21 protein-coding genes are annotated in these 25,714 nt (G+C 57.1%); 8 read left to right on the top strand and 13 right to left on the bottom strand.

The features are described from left to right. Positions 1-9 precede the first annotated feature (9 nt). Positions 10-828 carry an SDR family oxidoreductase gene (locus ACP86_RS15230; protein ID WP_053114653.1) on the bottom strand — a complete coding sequence of 273 codons (819 nt, stop codon included), beginning with the start codon at positions 826-828 and terminating at the stop codon, positions 10-12. A 172-nt stretch (positions 829-1,000) separates the two neighbouring features. After that, the gene (locus tag ACP86_RS15225) at positions 1,001-2,212 is read right to left on the bottom strand and encodes an acyl-CoA dehydrogenase family protein (RefSeq protein ID WP_053114652.1); all 1,212 of its coding nucleotides are present in this window, start codon (positions 2,210-2,212) and stop codon (positions 1,001-1,003) included. Between the two features lie 153 nt (positions 2,213-2,365). On the opposite strand from ACP86_RS15225, the gene ACP86_RS15220 reads away from it, so the two are divergent. Then, on the top strand, positions 2,366-3,259 hold the full coding sequence (locus ACP86_RS15220) for a LysR family transcriptional regulator (RefSeq protein ID WP_008176107.1): 894 nt from the start codon (positions 2,366-2,368) through the stop codon (positions 3,257-3,259). A 3-nt stretch (positions 3,260-3,262) separates the two neighbouring features. Here ACP86_RS15220 and ACP86_RS15215 read toward each other — a convergent pair whose 3' ends face one another. Both ACP86_RS15215 and ACP86_RS15210 read right to left on the bottom strand, forming a co-directional pair. Then, positions 3,263-3,619, bottom strand: a complete 357-nt coding sequence (locus ACP86_RS15215) for a hypothetical protein (RefSeq protein ID WP_227499699.1) — start codon at positions 3,617-3,619, stop codon at positions 3,263-3,265. A gap of 29 nt (positions 3,620-3,648) precedes the next feature. Next, positions 3,649-4,419, bottom strand: a complete 771-nt coding sequence (locus ACP86_RS15210) for an EAL domain-containing protein (RefSeq protein WP_176443064.1) — start codon at positions 4,417-4,419, stop codon at positions 3,649-3,651. 193 nt (positions 4,420-4,612) lie between these two features. Here ACP86_RS15210 and ACP86_RS15205 point away from each other — a divergent pair, with 193 nt between their 5' ends. Further along, positions 4,613-5,767 (top strand): isocitrate/isopropylmalate dehydrogenase family protein, encoded by a 1,155-nt coding sequence (locus tag ACP86_RS15205; RefSeq protein ID WP_053114650.1) that lies wholly within the window; start codon positions 4,613-4,615, stop codon positions 5,765-5,767. A gap of 7 nt (positions 5,768-5,774) precedes the next feature. On the opposite strand, the gene ACP86_RS15200 is transcribed toward ACP86_RS15205, so the two are convergent. The 3 genes from ACP86_RS15200 to ACP86_RS15190 are packed head-to-tail and all read right to left on the bottom strand — an operon-like array spanning position 5,775 to position 7,767. Then, on the bottom strand, positions 5,775-6,347 hold the full coding sequence (locus ACP86_RS15200) for a DUF1439 domain-containing protein (protein WP_053114649.1): 573 nt from the start codon (positions 6,345-6,347) through the stop codon (positions 5,775-5,777). Continuing rightward, positions 6,340-6,531 carry a CPXCG motif-containing cysteine-rich protein gene (locus ACP86_RS15195; protein WP_008176119.1) on the bottom strand — a complete coding sequence of 64 codons (192 nt, stop codon included), beginning with the start codon at positions 6,529-6,531 and terminating at the stop codon, positions 6,340-6,342. The genes ACP86_RS15200 and ACP86_RS15195 overlap by 8 nt, the downstream gene beginning before the upstream one ends. A 9-nt stretch (positions 6,532-6,540) precedes the next feature. Next, complete coding sequence (locus ACP86_RS15190; protein ID WP_053114648.1) at positions 6,541-7,767, bottom strand: pyridoxal phosphate-dependent aminotransferase; 1,227 nt, start codon at positions 7,765-7,767, stop codon at positions 6,541-6,543. 239 nt (positions 7,768-8,006) lie between these two features. Here ACP86_RS15190 and ACP86_RS15185 point away from each other — a divergent pair, with 239 nt between their 5' ends. Beyond that, complete coding sequence (locus ACP86_RS15185; protein ID WP_169702130.1) at positions 8,007-8,990, top strand: D-2-hydroxyacid dehydrogenase; 984 nt, start codon at positions 8,007-8,009, stop codon at positions 8,988-8,990. A 75-nt stretch (positions 8,991-9,065) separates the two neighbouring features. Here the strand turns inward: ACP86_RS15185 and ACP86_RS15180 are convergent, their stop codons facing one another. The 4 genes from ACP86_RS15180 to ACP86_RS15165 all read right to left on the bottom strand — a co-directional run bounded on the left by ACP86_RS15180 (position 9,066) and on the right by ACP86_RS15165 (position 15,115). Beyond that, positions 9,066-9,731, bottom strand: coding sequence for a response regulator transcription factor (locus ACP86_RS15180; protein ID WP_008176124.1), 666 nt, complete (start codon positions 9,729-9,731; stop codon positions 9,066-9,068). A gap of 44 nt (positions 9,732-9,775) precedes the next feature. Then, positions 9,776-11,725, bottom strand: coding sequence for an acetate--CoA ligase (gene acs, locus ACP86_RS15175; RefSeq protein WP_053114647.1), 1,950 nt, complete (start codon positions 11,723-11,725; stop codon positions 9,776-9,778). A 306-nt stretch (positions 11,726-12,031) separates the two neighbouring features. Further along, positions 12,032-13,567: a fatty acyl-CoA reductase gene (locus tag ACP86_RS15170; protein WP_053114646.1), complete on the bottom strand. Its 1,536-nt coding sequence runs from the start codon at positions 13,565-13,567 to the stop codon at positions 12,032-12,034. Between the two features lie 219 nt (positions 13,568-13,786). Beyond that, positions 13,787-15,115: a MinD/ParA family protein gene (locus ACP86_RS15165; protein ID WP_053114645.1), complete on the bottom strand. Its 1,329-nt coding sequence runs from the start codon at positions 15,113-15,115 to the stop codon at positions 13,787-13,789. A gap of 206 nt (positions 15,116-15,321) precedes the next feature. Here ACP86_RS15165 and ACP86_RS15160 point away from each other — a divergent pair, with 206 nt between their 5' ends. The 4 genes from ACP86_RS15160 to ACP86_RS15145 all read left to right on the top strand — a co-directional run bounded on the left by ACP86_RS15160 (position 15,322) and on the right by ACP86_RS15145 (position 21,437). Further along, positions 15,322-17,295 (top strand): HDOD domain-containing protein, encoded by a 1,974-nt coding sequence (locus ACP86_RS15160; RefSeq protein ID WP_053114644.1) that lies wholly within the window; start codon positions 15,322-15,324, stop codon positions 17,293-17,295. 24 nt (positions 17,296-17,319) lie between these two features. Then, positions 17,320-19,494 carry an EAL domain-containing protein gene (locus ACP86_RS15155; RefSeq protein WP_053114643.1) on the top strand — a complete coding sequence of 725 codons (2,175 nt, stop codon included), beginning with the start codon at positions 17,320-17,322 and terminating at the stop codon, positions 19,492-19,494. 233 nt (positions 19,495-19,727) lie between these two features. After that, a complete protein-coding gene (locus ACP86_RS15150) occupies positions 19,728-20,381 on the top strand; it encodes a class I SAM-dependent methyltransferase (RefSeq protein WP_053114642.1) in 654 nt (217 codons plus the stop codon). Between the two features lie 48 nt (positions 20,382-20,429). Beyond that, a complete protein-coding gene (locus ACP86_RS15145; protein WP_014576299.1) occupies positions 20,430-21,437 on the top strand; it encodes a DUF2156 domain-containing protein in 1,008 nt (335 codons plus the stop codon). Here ACP86_RS15145 and murI read toward each other — a convergent pair. Together murI and nudC are read right to left on the bottom strand one after the other, a co-directional pair. Further along, positions 21,415-22,278 carry a glutamate racemase gene (gene murI, locus ACP86_RS15140; RefSeq protein ID WP_053114641.1) on the bottom strand — a complete coding sequence of 288 codons (864 nt, stop codon included), beginning with the start codon at positions 22,276-22,278 and terminating at the stop codon, positions 21,415-21,417. The two genes, ACP86_RS15145 and murI, sit on opposite strands and share 23 nt — an antisense overlap. Then, positions 22,275-23,090, bottom strand: coding sequence for an NAD(+) diphosphatase (gene nudC / locus ACP86_RS15135; protein WP_041645010.1), 816 nt, complete (start codon positions 23,088-23,090; stop codon positions 22,275-22,277). The genes murI and nudC overlap by 4 nt, the downstream gene beginning before the upstream one ends. Before the next feature lie 153 nt (positions 23,091-23,243). Between nudC and plsB the strand changes: the two genes are divergently transcribed. Continuing rightward, complete coding sequence (plsB, locus tag ACP86_RS15130; protein ID WP_053114640.1) at positions 23,244-25,712, top strand: glycerol-3-phosphate 1-O-acyltransferase PlsB; 2,469 nt, start codon at positions 23,244-23,246, stop codon at positions 25,710-25,712. Positions 25,713-25,714: the final 2 nt, after the last annotated feature.

Genomic DNA, 25,714 nt, shown 5'->3' with positions numbered 1-25,714 from the left:
ACCGCGCATTCAGGCCTTGCTGCCACCCATCTTGCTCATCCAGCGCTTGCTTTCCTGATGCATCAGCCAGTCGAAAGCCTTGGGCGCATGGCGTTTGAGCATCCACATGCGGCGCTCCTTGGCGTGGGGCAGTACCCAGAAGCTCTTGTTGTTGACCGACCGGAAAATATCCTCGGCCACGTCCTCGGCGGTTACCGTGGAGCGCTTCATCAGCTTGTTCACGTTCTGCTGAATGCCGGGGATATCTGAACGCATGCTGCTGGTCAGATTGGTCTGGAAAAATGCCGGGCATACACAGCTCACATGAATACCGGCATCCCGAAGTTCCTGGCTCAGGGTTTCAGACAGGGCAATCACCCCGGCCTTGGTCACATTGTAGCTATCCATCAACGGCGCCAGCATCAGCCCGGCCATGGAGGCCACATTCACAAATGCCCCGGAGCCCTGCTGCTTGAACTGCGGCGTGAACGCCTTGCAGCCGCGAACCACACCCAGCACGTTGATATCGAGAATCCACTCCCAATCCGCCATGGTGGTATCTTCAATGGAACCGGCAGAGGCAACGCCAGCGTTGTTCACCACCACATCAACGCCACCCCATTTCTTCACAAGATCATCGCGTACCTTTTCGAAATCGGTCAGGCGTCGAACATCGCACTCAACGAAGTAGCCCTCGCCTCCGGCTGCGGTAATCTCTTTCTCAACGCCAACACCCTGCTCCGGATTAATGTCGCCGATGCAAACTTTGGCGCCTTCTTTGGCATAACGCAGTGCGATGGCTCGGCCAAGTCCGCTTGCGCCACCCGTGATGAATACTCTCTGTGTCATGGTGATTCCCGTTGTATCGAATTTTTAGTCAGCTTAACTCACAGGTATACGAGAGTGGGCGGGGCTGGCCTTCTGAAACTGTGCGGAGCCATGGATGGCGTAGCCAAGCGTACATGGACGTATTCACAGCGTGTTTCAGAAGGCCAGCCCCGCCCGCTCCAACACCGAGCTATCAGTTCTTGTACTTCCGGAGCTCCAACCGGGCAACCATAGCCCGATGCACCTCATCCGGACCATCCGCCAGGCGTAAAACACGGGCATAGGCAAACAGCTGTGTCAGCGGGAAGTCGTCATCACTGACTCCGGCACCACCGTGAATCTGAATGGCTTGATCCACAATGGTTTGCAGCATGGATGGAATCACCGCCTTGATCATGGAGACCTCCTGAAGCGCCCCCATGATGCCCTTGGTATCCAGTGCCCAGGCGCATTTCAGCGTGAGTAGACGGGCCTGCTCAATAGCCATACGGGCATTGGCTATGATATCCGGATTACCGCCCAGCTTGGCGATCGGCCGTCCGAAGGCCTCACGAGTCGTTGCTCGCTTGATCAGAATCTCCAGCGTGCGCTCTGCCGCACCGATTGCCCGCATACAGTGGTGCACTCGGCCCGGCCCAAGACGGCCCTGGGCAATCTCGAAGCCCCGACCCGGACCGGCAATGAATGCGCTCTTGGGCAAACGCACGTTGTCAAAAAGCACCTCGCCATGGCCATAGGGCTCATCATATTCACCGAATACCGGCAGCATACGCTCGATCTTGACGCCAGGCGTGTCCAGCGGCACCAGCACCATGGAATGACGGCGATGCTTGTGCGCATCCGGATCCGTCAGACCCATGAAGATGGCAACCTTACAGTCGGGATGCCCGATACCGGTGCTCCACCACTTGCGACCGTTCAGAACCACTTCGTCGCCTTCAACAACGGCCGTTGCCTCCATATTGGTGGCATCGGAAGAGGCAACCGCCGGCTCAGTCATACAGAAGGCGGAGCGGATCTCGCCGCTCAGCAGACGCGGTAACCACTCGGCTTTTTGCTCTTCAGAGCCATAGTGGATCAATACTTCCATATTGCCGGTATCTGGCGCGTTGCAGTTGAAAATCTCCGGGGCAATGAAGCTGCGGCCGGTTTCCTCGGCAATCAGGGCGTAGTCGGAGTTCAACAGGCCACAGCCGTATTTTTCGTCCGGGAAAAACATGTTCCAGAGGCCCTGGGCTTTGGCTTTTTCCTTTAGCTCCCGGATGATCGGCAGCACAACCCAGCGGTTATCCAGAGAAGCAAGTTCCTTGTGGTACTGCTCTTCAATGGGAAAAATCTCATCCTTCATGAACTGCTTCACGCGGTTGAGATAATCCTGGCCTTTCTCGGAAATATTGAAATCCATCGCCGTCTCCTCGCTAACGGTTGCACGGTGGCGTGCACGGAATCATCACGTTGAGACCAGTCTAGGGATGACTTAACTATTACGCGACTGAATTATTCTTATCGTTTATTATTAACCAAACTTATTCAAATTCTCCAGAAACGGATCCCGCTCATGGCCCTCAACCGCCTGGACCTGAACCTGTTGCACGTGTTCGACACCATCTACCGGGAGGGAAGCCTGACTCGTGCAGCCAGGTCACTGCATCTCACTCAGCCGGCTGTCAGTCATTCCCTGTCGAGGCTAAGGGACCATTTTGACGACCCCCTGTTTACCCGTCAGGGCAACCAGATGGTGCCAACACCACTGGCCCGGCGGTTCCTTGAGTCCATGCGACCGGGGCTCACCCAGATCCAGGGCGCGGTAAACCAGTTTCATGCCTTTGATCCGGCCACCCAGCGTAAAACCTATTCGCTCGGGCTACGTGACATTCTGGAATCGACCTTCCTGCCCCGCCTGATGGCGCGCCTGGACGCCTATCCGGAACTGGAAATTGTCAGCCAGAGGATCGCGAGGCGCGACATGGAGACGCAACTGGCGGCCGGCAAACTGGATTTTGCCGTGGATGTGCTGTTGCCCGTGAGTAACCAGACGTCCCACGAACTCCTGAGGCGCGACCGTCTGGTGGTTCTGGCCCGGGAGGGGCACCCGCTGGCAACAGAGTCGCTGGATATGGAAGGGTACCTGTCCGCAAAACACGTGCTGGTATCCTCGCGGACCGAAGGACCCGGGATTGAGGACTTTGAACTATCGCGACTGGGGGTACAACGGAGTATCCGCTTGCGGTGTCAGCACTACTATGCCGCCTGCAGAGTGGTGGAAGAGACCGATCTGCTGCTGACCATGCCGGAAGCTTACGCCAGAATTATCGCCGAGCGGGCCAACATCCGGATTATGGATCCGCCGGCGGACCTGCCGTCTATCGACGTGCACCTGTATTGGCACAAGGCTTACGAGCGGGAGCCGGCGCTGATCTGGTTCCGGGAGCAGTTGAAGGCAATCAGTTGAGCCTCAGTAGGCGCCAACCACCATCAGGAAACCGAAGAATCCGATAGCCGTGATCCCCAGGGACGCCATTACGATGCCGAGGCCCCACCAGACGGCGGCACCATCGGATATCTCCACATCGTGGCCCCTCAGGGTTCGGTAGAAAGCCCAGGGGCCCAGGACAAATGCACCAACCACCGCGAATACCAGTCCGACGCTGATACCGGCAAAGGTCCAGGTGGCCAGAACCATGGCCCGGTCTTTGACCTGGTCGGTGACACCGTGGTGCTCAAGAAATTTCTTGCAGAAAAACCAGATCAGAGCGAACAGGATGATGACAAAAACCAGTCCGCCGACAATGGTGATCATTCGGTATAGCAAGGTGTCGTTCCTGTCAGTTTAGAGGCCCGTCAGGCCGGAAACACGGGCTCCGGAAGGCACTCGAACCCCGGTTTGGCGAATAGATAGCCCTGGTAGAGATTGATCCCCTGGGAGCGCAACCAGAAGTATTCTTCCTTGGTTTCGACGCCCTCAGCAATGATCTGGCCGCCAAGCTGAGTCATCATGGTAATGATGCCTGCAACAACGGCCTGCTTGTTCGGCTGCCGATCAATATCACGGATCAATGCCATATCCAGCTTCAACAGATCGGGCGGGCTGGCCATCATGACATTGTACCGTGAGAAACCGGCCCCGAAATCATCAATGGCGGTGCTGAAACCCATCTCCTGATAAGCCTCGATAATCGACACGAGGTGGTCGACAGATGTGGAGGTCAGCTGTTCGTCCTCAGTAAGCTCGAAAATGATTTTCCGGGTATCAAAATTGTAGGTCTTGGCAGCCGCCAGGGTCGTGCGAATACAGTACTCGGCCCGGTACACCGCGTTGGGCATAAAATTAATGCTGAGCATCGGCTCCATGTTCAGCGTGGCGGCAAGCTTGACCGCCTTGACCCGACAAACCTGATCGAAGGCGTAGCGATTCTGTTCGGTTACCTTCGAGAGGACACTCATCGCCCCCTGACCCTCGGTGCCTCGCACCAGCGCCTCGTAGGCGTAAACAGATTTGTTGAGAACGTCAACAATGGGCTGGAACGCGAAGGTAAAGGAAAAATCCAACCCCTCTCCACATGCACATTGCTCGCAATGAGACTCGTCAAACAGTACGGCGGGTTGGTTCACTTCAACTCCTGAATTCACTTCTGGCGGTTTTGCTATGTTTATATGGCGTATTTTTCACCCAATATAGCCGCGATCCCCTCCCCGGTAAAACCACTTTCTGGTTAAAGCGTGTCAAACGGTGGCATCCCCTGCCTACATGACTAAACTGGGGTTTGTCGTTTATACGTGTCTGTCCACAAAAGGAGTTTCCCTAATGGCCCAAACTACCCGCATCGCTGTAACCCCGGGCGACGGCATAGGTCCTGAAGTGGTGGCCGAGGCTGTGCGCTGCCTCGAGACCCTGCGCGCCAAACACGGCCTGGACCTTGAGTGGACTCGATTCCCCTGGCCATCCCACGCCTGGCACGAGGAGCATGGCGAATCCATGCCCGCGGATGCCCTGGCGCAGTTACAGAAGTACGATGCCATCCTTCTGGGTGCCCTTGGCGATCCGGGCCCTATGGACGATCCGGACCGATACCTGCTTCCAGACAGCATCTCACTGGCGCCACTGCTGGACATGCGCAAAGGGTTCGACCAGTGGGTCTGCGAACGTCCGGCCCGGCTTCTGCCCGGTGCCCGCCAGTACCTGGCCGATGAGCGCGCCAAGGACATCGACATGCTGGTGATTCGGGAAAACTCCGAGGGTGAGTACGTCAGCCAGGGTGGACGTCTGCGCAAGGGCACGCCGGATGAAGTGGCCACCCAGATGGAGGTGTTCACACGCAAGGCAACCGACCGGATCATCCGCTATGGGTTTGAACAGGCCCGAAACCGCGCCGCAGACCGGGTTTCGGAGGGTCGCACACGGACATTCAGGACCCTGGATGGCAGAACCTGTGAAAGCCAGGTGTGCCTGGTCACCAAGCGCAATGCCTTGCGCTACTGGGGCGACATGTACACCGAAGCGTTCGAGGAGATAAGCAAGGACTACCCGGACGTGGCCACGCATCATGAGCTGGTGGACGCGGCCTGCATGAAGTTCGTGCAAAGCCCCTGGGCCTTTGACGTGGTCGTCGCGAGCAACCTCCAGGGGGACATTCTTACCGACCTAGCTGCGGTTCTGTCAGGTGGCATGGGCGTGGCACCCTCCTGCAACCTGAACCCGACGGATCCGGATATGCCTTCTATGTTCGAACCTACCCATGGCAGCGCACCGGATATTGCCGGCCAGGGCCTGGCTGACCCCACCGCCATGCTCTTTACCGCCGCCCGCATGCTCGAGTGGCTGGGCCGCAAGGACCCTGCCATTGCCGCAGCTGGCAAGGAGCTGTTCGATGCAGTGGCTGCAGACCTTGCCGAAAACTCGGGCAGCCGACGAGGCACCCACGAGATCGGCTCTGCAATCTGCGAGCGGCTGTCCCGATAGATCAGGGTTACTGGTCGGCCATGACAAATTCGAGCCGGCCAGGCGCTACCCGCACATCTACCGGCATCATACCGAACATACGCTGGGCGAAGTCGGTTTCGTCCAGTCGGTACACCGGCATGGTCTCCAGCATCTGGGCAACCAGCCGCATGACCGTATCGGTTACAGGCTTCAAATCCCCTTTGAAGAACGGAGAGTCAATACTGCTTTCAAGAAGCTGCAACCGCCGTATGAAGATGGCTTTCTCGGTGCTGTCGTAAACCGGCGCCCCTTCGACCTTCAAGGCAATGTCCACGGGCAGCTTCGTCATCAGCGCATTCAGTGCCACCTGACCTCTCACATCGATCACCGCCACATCGCGACCATCTGGCCCAAGGGTAATGTCGGCGTCGTCGAGACTCAGACTCAATGGCGAACCACTATTCAGCTGGTTGCGGTCGAAGTCGCGAACCACATCCTGAAGGTGCCGTTCCAGCTCGCCTTCGGAGATGGAATAGGGCGACAGACTGGCGCAACCGCTGGCGAGCACCAGCAGCAGGGCCAGAAGCGCACGGAGGGCGTAAATCGGCGTTCTATTCATTTTCGGCCCGGGCCTCGACATGAGGCGTAAGAGTGTCGTCAAAAACCACGTGTATCAAGATGGGTCTGCAGCAGACCTGGCAATCCTCGACATACTCCTGTTCCGGTACCGACGGGTCGACGCTGACATCCAGCGTCTCCCAGCAGTACGGGCACTGAATCAGTACCGAATCCAGGGCGGACATGGCATCACCTCAGAACTGTTGCTTGGCCATCCAGGGGATGACGCGATCGAACGCCTCTTCCAGCTTCTCGCAGGTCGTGGAGAAACTGATCCGAACGGCGTTGGTGCATCCCTCGCCAAAGGCGTCACCGGGCACCATGCAGACGCCGGTTTCCTTCAGCATTCGCAAGGCCAGATCAGAGCCATCGACATGAGGTGGAAGGTCAGGGAAAGCAAAGAAGGCACCGCCAGGCTTATAACCGGTCATGTAGGGGGTCTGATCGACCAGCTCGACCACCTTGTCCCGGCGCTCACGGTAGATATCTACCATATCGCGAACGCACTGCTGCTCACCGGTCAGTGCAGCGACGCCGGCAAACTGGGACGGCGTGTTAGCCACGGAGGTGGTGAACATGTGGAAGCGACGCAGAGACTTGATGGCCGCCTGACTGGCAATCACCCAGCCAACCCGCAGACCTGCCATGCTGTAGGTTTTTGAAAAACTGCTGATGCACATGATGTTGTCCAGATCCATCGAGCAGTTCAGCACGCTGGCGAAGTCTTCGTCATCAAAGATCAGGTGGTCGTAGACTTCATCGGCATACACCTGAATTCCCCGATAGGCACATTCCTCCAGGATGGTCTCCACGGTGCTACGCGGGTAAACCGCCCCGGTCGGGTTGTTGGGGTTGTTCAGGATCAGCGCATAAGTCCTGGGCCCCATGGCCTTGATGACCTCATCCGGATCCAGCTGGTGGTTATTCTCTGCCCGGGTCTGCACAAACTTTACTTCACCACCGTTCATGCGAATCAGGGGCGCATAGAGCAAAAACGACGGGTCCGTCACGATAAACTGCCGCCCGGGCGCAGAGGTGGCTGAAATAGCCAGGTACATGGCTTCTGTAGCGCCGCTGGTGATCAGGATATTGTCCCGGGTCAGTTTCCGGTTGTAGCGCTTGCCGTAGTAGTCGCGCAGGGCAACCAGCAATTCAGGCAGGCCGGCATCCATGGTATAGCCGGTCTGCCCCGCGTTGAGCGCATCGATGTAGGCATCGATGACGTGCTTTGGGGTCGGCAGATCAGGCTGACCGATGGAAAGATGAATAACATCCTTCATGGTGGCCGCCATATTCACCATGCGACGGATACCCGGCACCGGGATCGCCTGCATGGCAGGGTTCCAACTGGCCTTGGTTTTCCGGTACTTCACTCTACGCGGTTTTTCCTGACCAGTTTCTTTGTTGGCGGCTTCTGCCATAAACACCTCCTGCAAACGGGGCAAATAAGATCTACCCCTGCAGGTTAGTCAGTATGGATGGCCTCTACAAGACAAAAAATCATATAGATGATGTACGTGAAAGTACCGCCATCAACGCTGTGAGCGGAAATTCCGGTGCCTCGCAAGTTGACCCGACAGAGCCTGCCGACCAGACTGTTATTACCCCTCGGGGCAACGACCAGTTCAACGAAGTCATTCATCAAAAAGGCGGAGGCTCAATGACTCAGCACAGCAAACCTGTTGTTACCGTTCTCACCGCGCCGGGAGAGCAGGAACCGCCGGGAATGGACGCAGTCAGGGCCCGCGCCGATGTGCGCTTTGCCTGTGACGAGCCCACCCTTCGCGACACCCTGCCGGGCACCGATATCATGATGGTGACGGACTTTCGCACGGAGGCCCTCGCGGCCGCCTGGCACACCGCAGACAAGCTCCAATGGATTCACGCCACAAGTGCCGGCGTCGATGCCCTGATGTTCCCGGATCTGATCAGGGGCGATGTAACCGTCACCAACGCGCGGGGCATTTTCGACCGTACCATTGCCGAATACGTGCTGTGCACCATCCTCATGTTCGCCAAGGATTTCCCGAATTCCATCCGGCTGCAGATGAAGCACCAGTGGAAACATCGGGACACAGAGCGGGCAGAGGGCAAGCAGGTTCTGGTTGTTGGCGCAGGTTCGATCGGCCGGCAGATCGGCCGCTTGGTCGGCGCTGCCGGTTTAAAAGCACACGGCATCGCCCGCAAGCCCAGGAAGGAGGACCCCGATTTTGTGGCGGTACACGGCAATGACGATCTTTACGAGCAGCTCGGGCATGCGGACTTTGTAGTGATTGCGGCGCCACTAACACCCCAGACCGAAGGCCTGTTTGACGAAAAAGCCTTCAAGGCCATGAAAAATTCCGCCCGTCTGATCAACATTGGACGTGGCCCGATCGTCAAAACCGATGACCTGATCACGGCCCTCGAAAATGGCGAAATTGCCGGCGCAGGACTCGATGTCTTCGAAGAGGAACCGCTGGCGGAAGATCATCCGCTCTGGGACATGGAGAATGTCACCATGACCGCCCATATGGCCGGCGACTTCATCGGCTGGAAACGTGCACTGACGGATCAGTTCCTGGAGAACTTCGACCGCTGGCACAAGGGTGACGAGCTGTTCAATTTGGTCGACAAGGAATTGGGTTACGCTGGCAGCAAATAACCGTGCCCGGCACTCATCCAAAAACAAAACGGGAGCCAAAAGGCTCCCGTTTTATATTCGAACCATCAAAACCAATCAGCTACCAGACAAGGACTGATCCGATGGATCAATCTCCATCTGCTGGATCGCAATCACCGCCTGAGTGCGGTTCCGCACCCCAAGCTTCCGGAACACCGCCGTGATATGGGCCTTGATGGTGGCTTCCGACACATCCAGATCATAGGCGATCTGTTTGTTCAGAAGCCCCTCGGCCAGCATACCCAGCACCCGGAACTGTTGAGGCGTCAGCGATGCCAGCTTCTCGGAAAAGTCGGTGGCATCTGAATGCATTCGCTCGATCTTGTCGGCCACTCCCTGCGGCAACCAGACGTCGCCTTCCAAAACCGCCTGAATCGCCTCGGTAATGGTTGGCAGCGGCGCCGACTTCGGTATGAAACCGGAAGCACCGTAGTCAATCGAGCGACGCATTACCTGCAATTCCTCGGATCCTGACACAACCACCACCGGCAGCCCCGGGTACTGGCCTCGCATGAAGACGAGCCCCGAGAAGCCGTGGGCACCCGGCATATTGAGATCCAGCAGAACCAGATCCGCATCCGGGTGCGACTCTACCGCCGCCTGCAGTGCCTTGATGCTGTCGACTTCCACCGTCTCGGCATCGGGCACCGCCTGACTGACCGCCTGCTTCAATGCTGCGCGAAACAGCGGGTGATCATCAGCGACGATAATTGTTTGTGCCATTCAACAGATTCCTTACAGGTACATGGCCTGGTAACACACAGGCGTTACTGGTTCGCACGACCGCTGATCAGGTCATCGACTACACCCGGATCTGCCAGCGTAGAGGTATCACCCAACTGGTCGTGCTCGTTAGCGGCAATCTTACGCAAAATACGCCGCATAATCTTGCCAGAACGCGTTTTAGGCAGTCCAGGTGCCCACTGGATCACATCTGGAGAGGCGATGGGGCCAATCTCCTTGCGCACCCACTGGACAAGCTCTTTCTTCAGCTCGTCAGAAGGTTCCTGTCCATGTACCAGGGTTACATAGACATAGATGCCCTGACCCTTGATGTCATGCGGATAGCCAACAACGGCAGCTTCTGCGACCTTCTCGTGGGAAACCAGGGCGCTTTCGACTTCGGCGGTACCCAGACGGTGACCTGACACGTTCAGAACATCGTCGACACGACCTGTGATCCAGTAGTAGCCGTCTTCATCGCGACGGGCGCCGTCACCGGTAAAGTACATGCCCTTGTAAGTGCTGAAATAGGTCTGAGCGAAACGCTCGTGATCCCCATAGATCGTCCGCATCTGGCCCGGCCAGCTGTCCAGGATGACGAGGTTACCCTCGGTCTTGCCCTCAAGGATGTTGCCGTCATTGTCTACCAGTGCCGGCTGAACACCGAAGAACGGCACCGTGGCTGAGCCGGGTTTCAGATCAATCGCGCCCGGCAGCGGGGAAATCAGGATGCCACCGGTTTCAGTCTGCCACCAGGTATCCACGATGGGGCACTTGCTGTTGCCGATAACCCGGTGGTACCACTCCCAGGCTTCGGGGTTGATCGGCTCGCCCACGGAGCCCAGCAGTTTCAGGCTTTCACGGGTAGTGCCGTTCATGCAGGACTCGCCTTCCGCCATCAGGGCACGAATTGCGGTCGGAGCGGTGTACAGGATGTTGACCTTGTGCTTGTCGACAACCTGCCCCATACGAGAACTGTCCGGATAGTTGGGCACACCCTCGAACAGAACGGTGATGGCACCGTTAGCCAGCGGGCCGTACAGGATATAGCTGTGGCCTGTGACCCAGCCGAAATCGGCAGTACACCAGTACACGTCGCCTTCATGATAATCGAACACGTACTCGTGGGTCATGGAGGCATAGACCATGTAGCCACCGGTGGTATGCAGAACGCCCTTGGGCGCACCAGTGGAACCCGAGGTATACAGCATGAACAGCGGATCTTCGGCGTTCATCGGCTCTGGCTGGCAGTCGGCAGAGGCGGACTTCATCAGGTCTTCGTAACGCTCGTCGCGGGCGTCATTCCAGGGCACTTCGGAATTGCCGGTCCGGGTAACAACCACCACCTTCTCGACATTGGCGGCATCTTCATTCTTCAGGGCCGCGTCCACGTTCTTCTTCAGCGGAATCTTGCGGCCGCCACGAACGCCTTCGTCAGCGGTGACTACGAAGCGGGATTTGCCGTTCACAATCCGGGCACCAAGCGCTTCCGGAGAAAAACCGCCGAACACCACGGAGTGAATCGCGCCGATACGTGCGCAGGCCAGCATGGCGACGGCTGTCTCAACAATCATCGGCATGTAAATGGTAACAACATCACCCTTCTTCACGCCCAGACCTTTAAGGACGTTGGCGAACTTGCTGGTTTCCTCGTGCAGTTCGCGATAGGTCACGTTGCGTGAATCGGCGGGATCATCGCCTTCAAAGATGATGGCTGTCTGGTCGCCGCGCTTTTCCAAATGACGGTCCAGGCAGTTGGCTGAGGCATTCAACTGGCCATCTTCGAACCATTTGATGGACAGATTGTTGTAATCGTAGGTCGTGTTTTTCACCTTGGTGTAAGGCTTGATCCACTCAAGGCGCTTGCCGTGCTCACCCCAGAAGGTATCCGGGTCTTCGACTGACTGACGATACATTTCTTCATACTGTTCCCGGTTCAGAAGGGCCTGTTTGGCCACTTCCGGGCTTACCGGATATACCTGTTTACCAGTCATTGTGCTCCCCCTTTAGTCAGAGTCTGTTGTCATTGTCGGTTTTGGAATTCAGACGTTGAGGCCTCTCCGGCCCTTTAGACGGATAGTGGTAGTTCACCATGCTAGCCACTACACAATGAATTAGACTAACGTCCTAATCCGCCTGAACTTTTAGCCCAAAAAGGTCGGTAACCCGCAAGAAAACAACGGTAAATTGCGCCGAACGAGAAGCTTTTTAAAGGATAGTTGGATTGGAGCCGATGGCAAACCCGGGAAGGAAACGACCACGCATAAAAAAGCCCGGTCGTTGCGACCGGGCTCCTGGGTTCACGCTGCCTTTTTTCGGGCCTTGGCAGAGCGCAGGCTGTAAACCTTGCGCTCCTTGAGGGCGTATCGGTTCAGGCCTGCCAGGTGGATCTTGCGCAGATAGACCGACCAGTCAATCTGGCGGGCATCTACCGGGAACAGCACCTTGTCCAGCTCACCCATCCTCGATGCCAGGGCCAGCAGATCATCATTCCGGAAGATATAGTCTGGCGCGGTGTAGAAACCGAAAATGGTCGCCAGCGAGCGTGTCGTGTCCAGATTCCGGAGCACTTTCAACTCGCGATTCTGGCCCAGCATGCGCAGAACCTTCCCGGTAATGCTCAGTGGAATGCGCACCCCACCTACGACGGCATCGAAAAGTCTGCGATTGACTGCAATGAAGGGTTTGGTCGGCTGTCGGTAGAACAGCTGATCGTATTCGGCGAAGTTGGCTTTGGATTCCGCCATAAGGTGGTCAATAAACTGCCCAAGGGAAACCGGGTTGGAGCTGCCACTGCAACACTGGTAAATCCGGTGACGTGGCGAATCAGCAACGGCTTCAGCCGCCGCCAGGATGATGGCATTGGCCACCAGATCCACGGGAATAACATCGATGACCCCAGCGCGTTTGCCAGGGAAGAGCGTAACCTTCTCGCGGGCATACGCAAGGATAATGGCATCCGCCACCTTCACGCCTTCAATCCAGCCTGGCGCGGGTTCCTCGAGTGCACTTTCAATAATGGATGGGCGCACAATGGTCAGTGCCCGCCCGGACAGGGCCTTGAGCAGGAGTTGCTCACCGAGCCACTTGGTAAAGGTATAGGTATCACTCCAGCCATAATGGTTGGCTTCACGGATGCCAAGGTCCACCAGCTTCTTTTCCAGTGCCTTGCCGGAGTATCGGGAACGCACGTCCGCTATCTTGTCCTCCAGCAGCCGGACAAGTTCTTCGATCTCATAGTAACCTTCAGTGCTCCGGGGTATGGCCTCACCTGCCGGCTTGATCACGGTCTCCGTGATCTGTCCGGAATTCATGCCGTTTACATAGCAGGTGGAAACCTGCAGCACCGCCAGCGACTTGTTCTGTCGCGCAAGCTCGGCCACGTTGTCGAGGCAACGGGTATTGATGGCAAGCGCTTTATCGAGCTCTTCCCGGAAGTTCACACTGGCTGCGGAGTTGACAACCACATCGATGCCGCCAGCCAGCTTTCGGAAACGGTCAGAGGACAAACCAAACAAAGGCTCGGTCACTTCCCCGGTTACGCAATGCACACGATCTTCAATAAAAGTTTCGAAAGCCTCGTTGTCGTCCTGGCGAAGACGATCGAAGACTGACGACGTGGCGATCTCCTCAAAAAAACGATCCCGCGCATCGGGGTGACGTTTGTTTCCACGGATCAGCAGATGAATGCCGCCTATGTCCGGAACGGCGCGAAAGAGCTTTTCCAGAACCACCTTGCCGAGAAAGCCCGTGGTGCCGGTAATCAGAACGTGCTTGCCCCGGAGCCGCTCAAGTACTTTTGATGATGCATCGGGATTCAGCTGCTGTGTTGCCATGGGAGAACTCCTTCTCATTTCAATTCGTTGTCGCCGCACACCCGCCAACCAGAGGAAAGTTTGCGAATCAGATTCGACAGATGTGCTGCATATTGCGGGCCACGATTCAGATTTACGCTCAATCCTTGCACAACTTCGGTGACAGAGCGGTGACACACAGCAAAGTTACGCTACAAAAAACGTAAAAAAAATGACGGAAAAAAGGGTGGGTATTTCTGCCTATCGGGAGCCGCCCTGGTCATTGCCGGAGAGAGATCGCAGAAGCTGATCCAGCGAGATATCTGCAGGCTGCTCCTTCAGCACACGCACCAGGCGATCCTGTTCACCAAAGCTGATGCGATCGTAAAACGGCTCGCGGAGTAGGGATTGAGGCGGCTCGGCAGGCTCCGCTTTACGTTCGAGGGGTGAAATCTGGTCCGCCAGCTCGCGAAGATGAATGGCCAGGTGATTCTTTCGCTCGGGGCTGAGACTCTCCCACTGGAACGACCCGAGGCCGGTTTGCACAATCTCGACGGCATCACTGTCCAGCGTGCTCCCCAGCAGTGCAAAAAGACGGGTAAATGCTTCATAACGCAGCATAGGATCGATCGGCCCTGCATTGAAAACAGACTCAATCTCGCCCACGGCCTGCAGGCACCGATCTTTCAGGGTATGAGCCTCACTCTCGGTTTCGGGCTCCGGCTTGGTCACTGTTTTGAGCGGGCTCTCGGATCCTCGTTTGGACACCTTATGCCAGTAGGCTGCAATGCCAGCCTTTCGTCTCGGCAACTGGGACAGCCGCACATCAAGCATATCCGCGAGGGTATGAAACTGGCGACAGGAAGGGTCTGAGACAGGCAGAAGCGCGACCGGCTTCTGGTTGAGAACCGATTGCCGAAGGGTCTCGTCCCGCCAGATCCCACCCATATAGTGGAGCGAGATTCCCAGGTGGCGCTGGGCAGCGGCGTCCAGGCGCTGGAACACGGACCGTGCCTGACTGGCGCCCTGGGCCATATTCACCAGAATGCTCGGAATCCGGTTATAGCCCCTGCGCCGGAGAACCTTGATCAGGGAAAAGGCGTCGGTCAGGGACGCGGGGTCCGGGGTCACGACCATGCAGGCCAGCTCTGTCGCGGCAATCATATGCAGCCCGGCAGCCTGCAGCCCGGCAGCCGTGTCGGTAATGACGTAATCGTAGCGGTTTTCCAGGTTATACAGTGCCCGGAGTATGCGAAGGCTCTCCGTTGGCCCCATATCCATGCATTCCTGCACGCCGGAGGCCCCCGGAACAATATGCAGGCCGTAGTCGGTCTCCAGGATGATATCCTCAAGACGGCACTCTCCGGCCATCACATTGGCAAGGGTTTTTCTCGGATAAAGGCCAACCATGATGCTGACGTTGGCCAGATCGGTGTCGCCATCCAGCAACAGAACGCGGTTATCCTGCCTTGCGAGGGTGAGCGCAAGATTCAGGGCGACCGAGGTCTTGCCCACCCCACCCTTGCCACCCGTTATGGCGATGGTGCGAGGTTGGTTCGGATTGTGCTTAACAGGCTCTCTGGCGTTCATCACCGGTAATCTAGGTCCCTGATTTTTCGGTTTTCAGTATTTTAACCTGTAAAAATTCTACACATATCACGAATCAGATAATATATTGCTTAAAAAAAGAGCAATAAGTATTTAATAACGACGGTTTATTGTCTAAGCTCTTTTCGGACAATAAGAATGAACGCACCGTCAGATAATGATTTTTTCGCCGCACGGCAGGTAAGCCTATGCACATTGCGCCTGATTTACAGTTACCGAGCCTCCCGGAAGTAACCTTGCGGGCGCTCGATGCTTGTCATCAGGACGAGAGCTACCGAAAAATCAGCGAGATTGTCTCTGCCGATACGGCGCTGGTGGCTCGCATCCTGGCGCTGGCCAATTCCGCCCTGTACGGCCCCTCTACCCCAATTCGCTCCGTTGACCAGGCACTCCTGAGACTCGGCACCCGCCGTTTTCACACGCTGGTTCTGACCGCAGCCCTGCGCCAACTGCTGTTCGAGCTGGGCGGGGACGAATGGCAGCAACTCAGAGACTTCTGGCGCCACTCGCTCACTACCGCGCTGACAGCCCGGGCCCTGGCGACTCTCACCCGGTACCCGGAGCCAGACGAAGCCTTCATGCTGGGCATGCTTCACAACATCGGTGAACTGATCGCTATTAAAACGCCAGCCACCGACGCGAAGCAACACTATCTTGATCACCAGTCGGAGATTGCCGCCGAACTCGTGGCGTCCTGGGGCCTGGGGCCCATGGCGGCTGATGCCATGCGCTACCAACAGGCACTGCCCTCGGAACTGAGGGATGCCGGGCACCTGGTAAAGCTGATCAGTCTGGCGACCCGGCTGGCTCTGTCCGATGCCGCCGGCATTGCCGCTGCGGGCACGGTATTCGGGCTGAACGAAGAACTGACCCGTGAGATCAATCGCCGTATCGGCCATGAAGTCTCGGGTATGGCCGCCTCCCTGGGAATCCCGCTGGACGAGGGTTATTGTGGCGAGAGCGCATCCCGGCAGCTCAAACAGACTATTCTGCGTCAGGCCATGGCAAACCAGGCCATCAACCTCGCCGATCTGACCGGCGAAACCGAGGACATTCTCGCCGAAACGGTAAACAGCCTCACCCTGGTCACGGGCCTGCCGGCCCTCTGTTTTGGGCACACAGGGGACAACCTCGTGCTCCTGTCCGGGACCATTGGCGATATCCCGGAACTGGCAGTAACCGCCAAGCCTGGAGGCAGTGTCCTTACCGAAGCCTTCATTTCCGGCCTGCCAGTCAGTCTTGGCGAACGCTCGCCTACAGTGCTCGACCGGCAGCTGCTCTCGCTGTTGCACACACCATCGCTGCTGGCCGTGCCCGTTAACAGTGGCGGCAATTGCCCGGGTGTTTTTGCCCTCGGCACCGACAACGACCACCTGCCGACAACCCTTGAACTGGCTGATATTTTTACCAGGCAACTATCTACCGTGCTGGCAAACCGCACGCCTGCCGAAACGGGCAACGAAGGTCTGGATCAAGAAATAGCCCGCGACCGCCTGCGCAAACAGGTGCACGAGGTCAGCAACCCGCTGACCATCATCAGGCAGTACATTTACCAGCTGCGTGGCAGGCTTGAAGATGCCGATGTCCAGCAGGAGCTGGACATAATCCGCGATGAGCTGGACCGTGCCGGCAACCTGTTGCTGCAAATGAGCCATACTGACACCAGGGAATCGGATGACGACGGGGTTGAGCTCAATGCTGAACTGGAAAGTCTGGCGCGTATCCTCGAAGATAGTCTGTTCAGCGCCGACAACCGCAGCCTGAAGTTGTCGCTGTGCAGCGACCCGACGCGGGTTACATCCGACGCCACCAGAATTCGCCAGGTTGTTATCAACCTGGTTCGAAATGCAGCGGAAAGCCTGACAGAAGCAGGCGGCACGGTTGCAATACAGACGTCTTCCCCGGTGTGGCAGAATCATCGCACCTGGGTGGAGCTGGAGATTACAGACTCGGGTAGAGGAATACCCGATAAGGTCAGGGACACCCTGTTTTCTCCGGTAAAAACCACAAAGGGAGAAGGCCACAGCGGTTTGGGCCTGAGCATTGTGAAACAGCTTGTTGATGACATGGAGGGCATCATTGCTTGTCGCACGGGGCAGGAAGGTACCACCTTCAGGATTCTGCTACCGGCGGCCAGCCACAAAAAGAACGAGACCGACTGACGCAGAAACAACGGACGCAGACCGATGGCACCTGAGCATACTGATCAGCCTTTCAGTCACGGGTTAACGGCAAGGATACTGGTAGCGGACGATGAACCTCGCCTGCTGAACACACTGGCTTCGCTCTTGCGCAGCAAGGGGTACGAGGTTGCCGAAGCCCATGGTGGCCGGAAGGCCTGTGATCTGATTGATGAGCAATCGTTCGATCTGGCACTGCTGGATCTTCGGATGCCTGAAGTCAGCGGTTTCGACGTCATGGCCCATCTTGCTGACGGACAACCGGATTGCGGAGTAATCGTGGTCAGCGGCGAGAGCTCATTCAGCGCCGTGAGCCGCGCCTTGCGCCGGGGCGCCCTGGACTACATCCGCAAACCCTTTGATCCTGAAGAATTGCTGGCCACGGTCGAGAGTGTTATCGGCAAGAAATCGCTTCTTGAGGCCCACGAACATATTCAGATGCGGCTCGAAAAGTCCGAAGCCCTGCATCGCTACATCGTTAACAGTTCGCCCGACATCGTTTTCATGCTCGATCACGACGGCCACTTTTGTTTTGTGAACAGCAAGGTGGAGAGCCTGCTCGGCTATAAACCAGCGGAATTATGCGGCCAGCACTTCCGGCACATTCTTGACGATCGGGACGTAACTCGGGGAACACTGGCCCTCAAAGGACCGAACATCACCGCAGACAACCCGAGAACCCTGGAAGTTCGTCTGAAAACCCGGGGCAGCCGACGGGCAACCCGACACTTCGAAATAACCGCCTTTCCCATCGATCCGCAAACCTGGCCCCACTCGGGATCAACGCAGGGAGGCGGAAATGGCAGTGGCGCCAGCTATTACGGGACTGCTCGTGACGTTACTGAGCGGAAGGAAGCTGAAGCCTTCATCAATTTCCAGGCCTATCATGACCTGCTGACAAGATTGCCGAACCGCGCGCTGTTCAAAGATCGTCTTGAGCTGGCGATTACCCACGCCAATCGTGACGGACGAAAACTGGCGGTCATGTTCCTGGATCTCGACCGCTTCAAAGTCATTAACGATACCCTTGGCCACGCCATGGGGGACCGCCTTCTGCAAGCAGTGACCCACCGTCTCGAGAAATGCCTGCGCAAGGGCGACACTTTATCGAGATTCGGTGGCGATGAATTTACGCTCTTACTGCCTTCGATACATAACCACGAAGATGCCAGACAGATCGCCAAAAAACTGATTGACGCACTCAGGGCCCCTTTCCAACTGGGCGATCACGAGGTGTTCGTCGGAGTGAGCATCGGTATCGCGATATTCCCTGAGGCAGGCGAGGCCATGGATCAGTTGATCCAGAACGCCGATATTGCCATGTACCACGTCAAAGGCAAGGGCAAGGACGGCTACCGCTTTTACTCCGACAGCATGAGCATCGACACCGCCAACAGGCTAAATCTCGAGCGGGATCTGCGCCTGGCTCTGGAAAGGAATGAACTGAGGGTTTTTTATCAGCCACAGGTCTGTGCCACAACCAACCGGGTTGTGGGTCTAGAAGCCCTGGTCCGCTGGCAACACCCGGAACGCGGACTACTCTATCCCAGGGATTTCCTGCCTTTGGCCGAGGAAACCAAACTCATCGGCCAACTCAGTGAATGCGTTTTGGACCAGGCGTGCCAGGATGTCGGCCGCTGGATCCGCGCAGGCCACCCCACCCTCAGGCTGGCCGTCAACCTGTCACCTATTCAGGTTGAACATCCACGGTTTGTCGAAACCCTGATGCAGCAGGTAAAAGCCCACAACTTCCCCGCCGGCAACCTGGAAATCGAGATCACGGAAAACGTGATCATGAACGATCTCGAGCAGATCTCCCAGAAACTCCGGGAACTGGCGGCTCTGGGTGTCCGGATAGCGATTGACGATTTTGGCACCGGCTATTCGTCACTGAATTACCTCCATCGCCTACCGATCCACACTCTCAAGGTCGACCAGTCTTTCGTAAAAGCCATTCGCAGCGGAGACGACGGCGCCTGCATCGTGAACGCCATCGTTGCCATGGCTCACGGGCTGAAGCTGGAGATTGTTGCCGAGGGCGTGGAAACCGACGAGCAACTGGAATACCTGCGAAGCCTGGGCTGCCACCAGGTTCAGGGCTTCTTCTACGGTCCTGCCAGGCCTGCCGCCGAAATTTCCAGAACCCTCGGCACCACACGAGCCAAAGCCGCATCATTCTGATAGACGATTATTTATTGTCTGACACTCCGATATAAAACCGCGATCTGGTTTGCAAAGTATTGCAGTGCGTTACTTTGTGTATCTGGAAATGCGCATTACTGCACATATTTCTCCCACCCTGTTCTCTAAGCTCAAATCCATAGGCGCTGATCACCGGAATGTCCGACATTCTCGGACCAATAACGACAAAAACGGTGACGGCATCCAAGGAACAAGAACAGGCAGCAGTCATCATGCGCGACAAGTACAAGTACATCGGTCCCGTCTACGATTTCCTGAGCAATCTCTACAGCGGCAAAAACATTCACCGCTGTAAAACCGCCATGCTGGATGTGGAAACCGTCCGGCCCGGCGACAGGATTCTGTTCGCCGGCGTAGGCCATGGCCGGGATGCCATTCGTGCGGCGGAACTGGGTGCCGACGTGACCGTGGTAGACCTGTCCGAAACCATGCTGCGCAAGTTTGCCCAGGCCCAGGAAACAGAAGCGCCACACCTGACCATCCGCCGTATCCACAGCGACATCATGAAGGTGGATGAGTTCGAGCAGTACGACATGGTGGTGGCCAACTTTTTCCTGAACGTCTTCGATGAAGACATGATGGTCCGGGTCCTGGAGCACCTGATACGTCTCGGCAAGGCCGATGCCCGGGTCGTCGTCGGCGATTTCTCCTACCCTACCGGTAACCTGCTTTCCAGAATGTTCAAGAAGCTCTACTGGTACATGGCCGTCTTCATTTTCTGGCTGTTCGCCAACAATGCCTTCCACAAAATCTACAACTATCCCGAGCACATGCAGCGGCTAGGCCTTCAGGTCACGGACAAGAAGCACTTCAAGCTCCTGAACATGAACTGCTACTGGTCCATTCTCGGACGCAAGCAGGCCTGAGCACTTTGCTAGAGATTCACCCAACCAAAACAATCAGGGAGCAGCAGCATGTCGGATCAGATACTCGCACTGGACAGGGTTGGCACACTTGAGAGTGGCTCATTCACGTTTACCGAGCGGGTCGGCTTCCTGAAGAAGTACGGTACCCATTCCCAATCGTTTTCAACGCTCCAACCGGGCATGCAATATTTTGATGTACCGGGCATGGGGTATATCGCCTACATGCGCAAATGGGGCGGCACCTTCGTGCTCTCGGATCCCGTCTGTGCGCCGGAAGACTTTGGCAACCTGCTGGAGAGCTTCCACCAGCGCTTTCCAAACGCCAGTTACATCCAGGTCTCCAAGCCCGTCGTCGATTTCCTGCACCTGCGATTTGGTCTCTACGGCACCCAGTTTGGCAGCGAATCCCGTATCGATCTGGGCCGCTGGTCCCTCAGCGGAAAGAAAAAACAGATCCTGCGAACCGCTTTGAACCAGGCAGAAAAAAACGGTATTACGGTGAAAGAGCGTTTCAGTGACGATCACACCCGTGAAATATCCGAGGCCTGGATTCGAACCCGCAAATGCAAGAGCAATGAAATCCGCTTTCTGATACGTCCCATGGAAATGGACTATCGCGAAAACGAACGGCATTTCTACGCCTATCAGGACGGCAAGGCCGTTGGGTTTATCTATTTTGACCCGATTTATCGCAACAACGAGATTATCAGCTACGTGCCCAATATCTCCCGGGCCAACGCCGATTTCCGACAGGGCATTTTCTATACCCTGATGGCTCATGCGATGGAGGTCTTCAAGGCGGAAGGCGTGCCTTATCTGGATCTCGGACTGATACCCCTTTCACTGGATCCTGCAACAGAGCATCAGGAGAGCAGGCTGTTGAAACGCCTGTTGCACGGGCTCTACGAGAAGGGCAATTTTCTATACAACTTCAAAGGCTTGGAGTTTACAAAGTCGCGCTTTAGGGGAGACAACTTCAAGACCTACTGTTGTCACAAACGGTCGATTCCGGCGCTGGAGTTTCTCGCCATGTTCAAGCTGACCCGGTTGCTGTAGCCCCCAGAGGCTCTCCCGGCCAGTGTTCGCTCACCCGTTTGGCCTCCAGCCCCAGGCCCGCCATGAAGGGCGCGGTGCCCTTCGGTGCCGGCCCTGAAAACAGCGCAGCGCTCACAGGTTGTTTCCCTGCGCTGGCAACTGGGCCTTGAGCAACATCAAGCCGACCGGTCTGTTCCAGCAGCCAGGCTACCCGTCGGGCAATGGCCTCACCCGAGTCCACCCAGAAACGAACCGTCGGCAGACTCGCCCTCAGACTCTCCAGTAACAGTGGATAGTGAGTGCAACCAAGCACCACGGTGTCCACACCGGCCTCTTTAAAAGGCCTCATGGCTTCGCTCAGCTCGGCAAGCGGAACCTCGATTCCGGAAACCAGGTCCTCTGCCCAGCGCACCAGCCCCGGATGGCCAATACGCTCAATCCTGCAATCGCCAGCGAATTCCTCGACCAGCCTGTCGAGATAAGGCCTGCGAACCGTTGCCGGTGTCGCCAGCAGCCCCATTCGCCGATTCACGGACTTTGCTGCCGCCGGTTTGATGGCCGGCACCACCCCCACAACCGGCACCGCCGTCATCGCACGTAAATGCGGCAGAACCACGGTACTGGCGGTGTTGCAGGCAACCACGATGGCGTCTGACGGGTAGAGCTCGAGCGCTCTGGTGATCAGACTGCAACAACGGTCGATCACAACCGCCTCGGATTTGTCGCCATAGGGAAAGCCTGCGTTGTCTGCCAGATAGACGATCTCCAGTCCCGGCAGTTGCCGGTGAATGCAGGCCGCAACGCTCAGACCACCGACACCGGAGTCAAACACCAGAACCCTTGGAGGTGACTGCCTGCTCAAACCGGAATGCCTCCCCGGGAAATCTCGTGTTCCATGGCCCGGATCAATCGGCCAGAAATGGTGGTTTCCGGTGGTACCGGTGGCGTATCGCCCGGCAGGAACCAGTCGGCATCGGCAAGCTCGTCCTCCTGGAGAACCAGCTCGCCTCCGGCGTAATCGGCGAAGAAGCCGACCATGAGCTGATGGGGGAATGGCCAGGGTTGCGAGGCGTGGTAGCGGATATTGGTGACGTCCAGCCCGGTCTCCTCTTTCACTTCACGGTGCACAGCGCCTTCCAGACTCTCGCCCGGTTCAACAAAACCGGCGATGAGGCTGTAGAAGTGCCGTTTGACCCGCGAGGACTTCGCGAGCAGAAGCCGATCATCCCGGCGTATGACGACAATCACGCAGGGCGCCAGCCTCGGGTACCAGGGAATGCCACAGGGTTCGCACCACTTGGCCCGCTCACGCGGATGGAAACCGGTTTCCTCGCCGCAGCGGCCACAGAATCGGTGGTCGCGCCACCATTGCCAGACCTGAAAGCCGGTACTGAGCATATCCGCCGGCGCATCGCTAACCATCAAAAGCGCATCCCGCAGCGGTACAACCTCCTGATTACCGACGTCGGTGTCCGGCAGTTCGGTCACGAATACACCGCGCCCATTGTAACTGCCCAGAGATACGGAATCGGACAATTCGCCCCGGAAAAGGCTGCTGTCGCCGCTGTGCAGCCAGCCGTTATCGGGCTTGACCACACCCGATCCCGACAGCGCGAGGATCAGATCGCCGTTTTCCGGCCGGCGGGTCGTCCAGCCCGGTATCCACTGAGTCATTGCGATCACCATTCGATGCATCAACTGGGTTATTGGAAGATCAATCGAGAATGTACCACATTGCCGCACCGGCCAAGAATGAAAGGTCCACCTTTCCGCCCTCTACTCAACCAAGTAAACTTGGCACCTGTTTCGTCAACGGAGTTGCAATTTATGCGTCTTTACCAGGGCATTCGCAGCCTGATCCTGACCCTTTTCCGCAAGATACTGTTTATCTGGGTCCGGACTGATGTCAGCGGCAACAGCGTTGAAGCCCTCGCCCTGGATCCCGACAAACCGGTTTGCTACGTGCTGCAATACAGCTCTCTCTCCAGCCGATTGGTTCTCGAGCAGGAGGTCATCCGGGCGGGACTGCCGGGCGCCTCCGAAGCACTCCCCGTGAAGAATGGTCCATCCCACTCCTTCTTTTTTCTTTATCGCCGGATTGGTGGTTTTTTCCGAGGTCGCCAGGCGCCGGCGCCTACGAACGAATTCCAGGCACTGGTGCGCTATGGTCTTGAACACCCGGATCAGGATGTCCAGATTGTGCCTGTTTCCCTGTTCTGGGGCCGCTCCCCGGACAAGGAAAAATCCCTGGTCAAACTGCTGCTGTCTGATACCTGGTCCATTGCCGGCCGGCTTCAGAAGTTACTGATCATCATGGTTCATGGTCGCAACACCTACGTTCAGTTTAACCAGCCGCTCTCACTGAAACAGGTGATCGACGAGTACCGGCACAGCGAGGAGCGGGCCAACCGCAAGCTGGCCCGGATCCTGAGAACCCACTTCCGCCGGGTTCGCCAGGCGGTACTGGGGCCAGACTTGTCCCATCGCCGCACCCTGGTGGCAGGTCTGGTGCGCACCCAGGCGGTCAAGGAAGCCATCCGGGAGACCGCTGCCAGAGACGACATACCACCTGAGAAAGTCCGCGCCAAGGCCTACAAATATGCGGATGAGATTGCGGCGAGCATGTCCGTTGTCACAATTCGATTCATGGAGGTGCTGTTATCATGGCTCTGGAACCGGATCTACAACGGCATTGCCATCAACAATATCCGGGTGGTAAAGGAAGTGGCGCAAGACAATGCCGTGGTTTACGTGCCCTGCCACCGTTCACACATCGACTACCTGCTGCTGTCCTACGTGCTTTACAAGAATGGCCTGATGCCTCCGCACATCGCCGCAGGCATCAATCTCAATATGCCCATTGTCGGCCCGATCCTGCGCCGTGGCGGGGCGTTCTTTATGCGCCGCAGTTTCAAGGACAACCCGCTGTACGCCACCGTGTTCAATGAGTACATGCACGTGATGTTCTCCCGGGGCTATTCCGTCGAGTATTTCATCGAAGGCGGCCGAAGCCGCACAGGTCGCATGCTGCAGCCCCGCCCCGGCATGCTGGCAATGACCGTACGCAGTTTCCTTCGGGACCATCGCAAACCCATCGTATTCGTGCCCGTGTACATCGGCTATGAAAAGGTGATGGAAGGCCGCTCCTATCTGGGTGAACTTCGTGGCAAGAAAAAGGAAAAAGAAAGCGTATTCGGTCTTGCCAAGACCGTTCGCAAACTCAGTAACTCCTTTGGTCGGGTTTCAGTCAACTTTGGCGAAGCCATTCATTTGTCTGAGGTTCTGGACGATGTTCACGGTAGTTGGCGCGACGAGGCCTACGACGCCGAGTATCGTCCGAAGTGGCTTAACAGCGCGGTTTCAGAGCTGTCCTTCCGGGTAGCGTCGAACATCAACGCGTCGGTTGCGGTAAACCCGATCGGCATGGCCGCCACGGTTCTTCTTGGTACCGAGCGACTGGCCATGGACGAGGGACAGTTGATCCGATTGATGGATCAATACGCCGCCCTGCTAAAGGCTTTCCCGTATGCGGAAACGGTAACCCTGCCCGAGGGGTCCGGCAAAGACTGGATCGCCTACTGTGAAGGCATGGGCCTGGTGACGCGCCAGCCGCAGAAGCTGGGCGACATTATTGCCCTCGAAGGCAGCAACGCAATCCTGATGACCTATTACCGGAACAACATCCAGCACCTGTTTGCGCTGCCCTCCCTGATCGCCAGCCTGTTCGAGAACAAGGATTCGCTGGGCCGGGACAAGATTGTGTTCCTCGCCAGCGTAGCCTACCCCTATCTGCAATCGGAACTGTTCCTGAAATACCAGCCCGATGAAGCCAGAAAGGTCATCAATCAGTGGATTGACGTTCTCATCGAACATGACTTGCTGAAGCCCCTGGACGATGACCGGATCGGTCGACCCGAGGAAGGCACCGAAGCCATGCTGAGGCTCAGGGTTCTGTCCCGCTTCATCATCCAGACGGTCGAGCGCTACCACATCGCTCTGGGCATTCTCCGCAAATACGGCTCGGGCAAGATCAGCGCCGCTGAACTGGAGGAACAGAGCGCGCTGCTGGCCGAGCGGATGTCGATCCTGTTCGGCCTGAATGCGCCGGAGTTTTTCGACAAGAGCCTGTTCCGCAACTTCATTGCCAATATGCAGAACAATGGCGTTATCACCACCGATGACAATGGCCTGCTCTGCTATGGGGAGGGGCTGGATGAGGTGGCGGACGATGCCCGCCTGGTGCTGAGTGTCGAGAAGCGACAGGCAATCCAGCAGGTCACCATGCTGGGTGCCTGATG

Origin of the sequence: Marinobacter sp. CP1, from assembly GCF_001266795.1 — a bacterium.
GTDB classification, from domain to species: Bacteria; Pseudomonadota; Gammaproteobacteria; order Pseudomonadales; family Oleiphilaceae; genus Marinobacter; species Marinobacter flavimaris.
The sequence above is the reverse complement of the archived record's forward strand: the minus strand, read 5'-3'. Positions and strand labels throughout refer to the sequence as shown.

Excerpts from the sequence above, each read along its gene's own strand:
- ACP86_RS15230 (WP_053114653.1), bottom strand. The coding sequence starts at position 828 with ATGACACAGAGAGTATTCATCACGGGTGGCGCAAGCGGACTTGGCCGA.
- ACP86_RS15225 (WP_053114652.1), bottom strand. The coding sequence starts at position 2,212 with ATGGATTTCAATATTTCCGAGAAAGGCCAGGATTATCTCAACCGCGTG.
- ACP86_RS15220 (WP_008176107.1), top strand. The coding sequence starts at position 2,366 with ATGGCCCTCAACCGCCTGGACCTGAACCTGTTGCACGTGTTCGACACC.
- ACP86_RS15205 (WP_053114650.1), top strand. The coding sequence starts at position 4,613 with ATGGCCCAAACTACCCGCATCGCTGTAACCCCGGGCGACGGCATAGGT.
- ACP86_RS15200 (WP_053114649.1), bottom strand. The coding sequence starts at position 6,347 with ATGAATAGAACGCCGATTTACGCCCTCCGTGCGCTTCTGGCCCTGCTG.
- ACP86_RS15195 (WP_008176119.1), bottom strand. The coding sequence starts at position 6,531 with ATGTCCGCCCTGGATTCGGTACTGATTCAGTGCCCGTACTGCTGGGAG.
- ACP86_RS15190 (WP_053114648.1), bottom strand. The coding sequence starts at position 7,767 with ATGGCAGAAGCCGCCAACAAAGAAACTGGTCAGGAAAAACCGCGTAGA.
- ACP86_RS15185 (WP_169702130.1), top strand. The coding sequence starts at position 8,007 with ATGACTCAGCACAGCAAACCTGTTGTTACCGTTCTCACCGCGCCGGGA.
- ACP86_RS15180 (WP_008176124.1), bottom strand. The coding sequence starts at position 9,731 with ATGGCACAAACAATTATCGTCGCTGATGATCACCCGCTGTTTCGCGCA.
- acs (WP_053114647.1), bottom strand. The coding sequence starts at position 11,725 with ATGACTGGTAAACAGGTATATCCGGTAAGCCCGGAAGTGGCCAAACAG.
- ACP86_RS15170 (WP_053114646.1), bottom strand. The coding sequence starts at position 13,567 with ATGGCAACACAGCAGCTGAATCCCGATGCATCATCAAAAGTACTTGAG.
- ACP86_RS15165 (WP_053114645.1), bottom strand. The coding sequence starts at position 15,115 with ATGAACGCCAGAGAGCCTGTTAAGCACAATCCGAACCAACCTCGCACC.
- ACP86_RS15160 (WP_053114644.1), top strand. The coding sequence starts at position 15,322 with ATGCACATTGCGCCTGATTTACAGTTACCGAGCCTCCCGGAAGTAACC.
- ACP86_RS15155 (WP_053114643.1), top strand. The coding sequence starts at position 17,320 with ATGGCACCTGAGCATACTGATCAGCCTTTCAGTCACGGGTTAACGGCA.
- ACP86_RS15150 (WP_053114642.1), top strand. The coding sequence starts at position 19,728 with ATGCGCGACAAGTACAAGTACATCGGTCCCGTCTACGATTTCCTGAGC.
- ACP86_RS15145 (WP_014576299.1), top strand. The coding sequence starts at position 20,430 with ATGTCGGATCAGATACTCGCACTGGACAGGGTTGGCACACTTGAGAGT.
- nudC (WP_041645010.1), bottom strand. The coding sequence starts at position 23,090 with ATGACTCAGTGGATACCGGGCTGGACGACCCGCCGGCCGGAAAACGGC.
- plsB (WP_053114640.1), top strand. The coding sequence starts at position 23,244 with ATGCGTCTTTACCAGGGCATTCGCAGCCTGATCCTGACCCTTTTCCGC.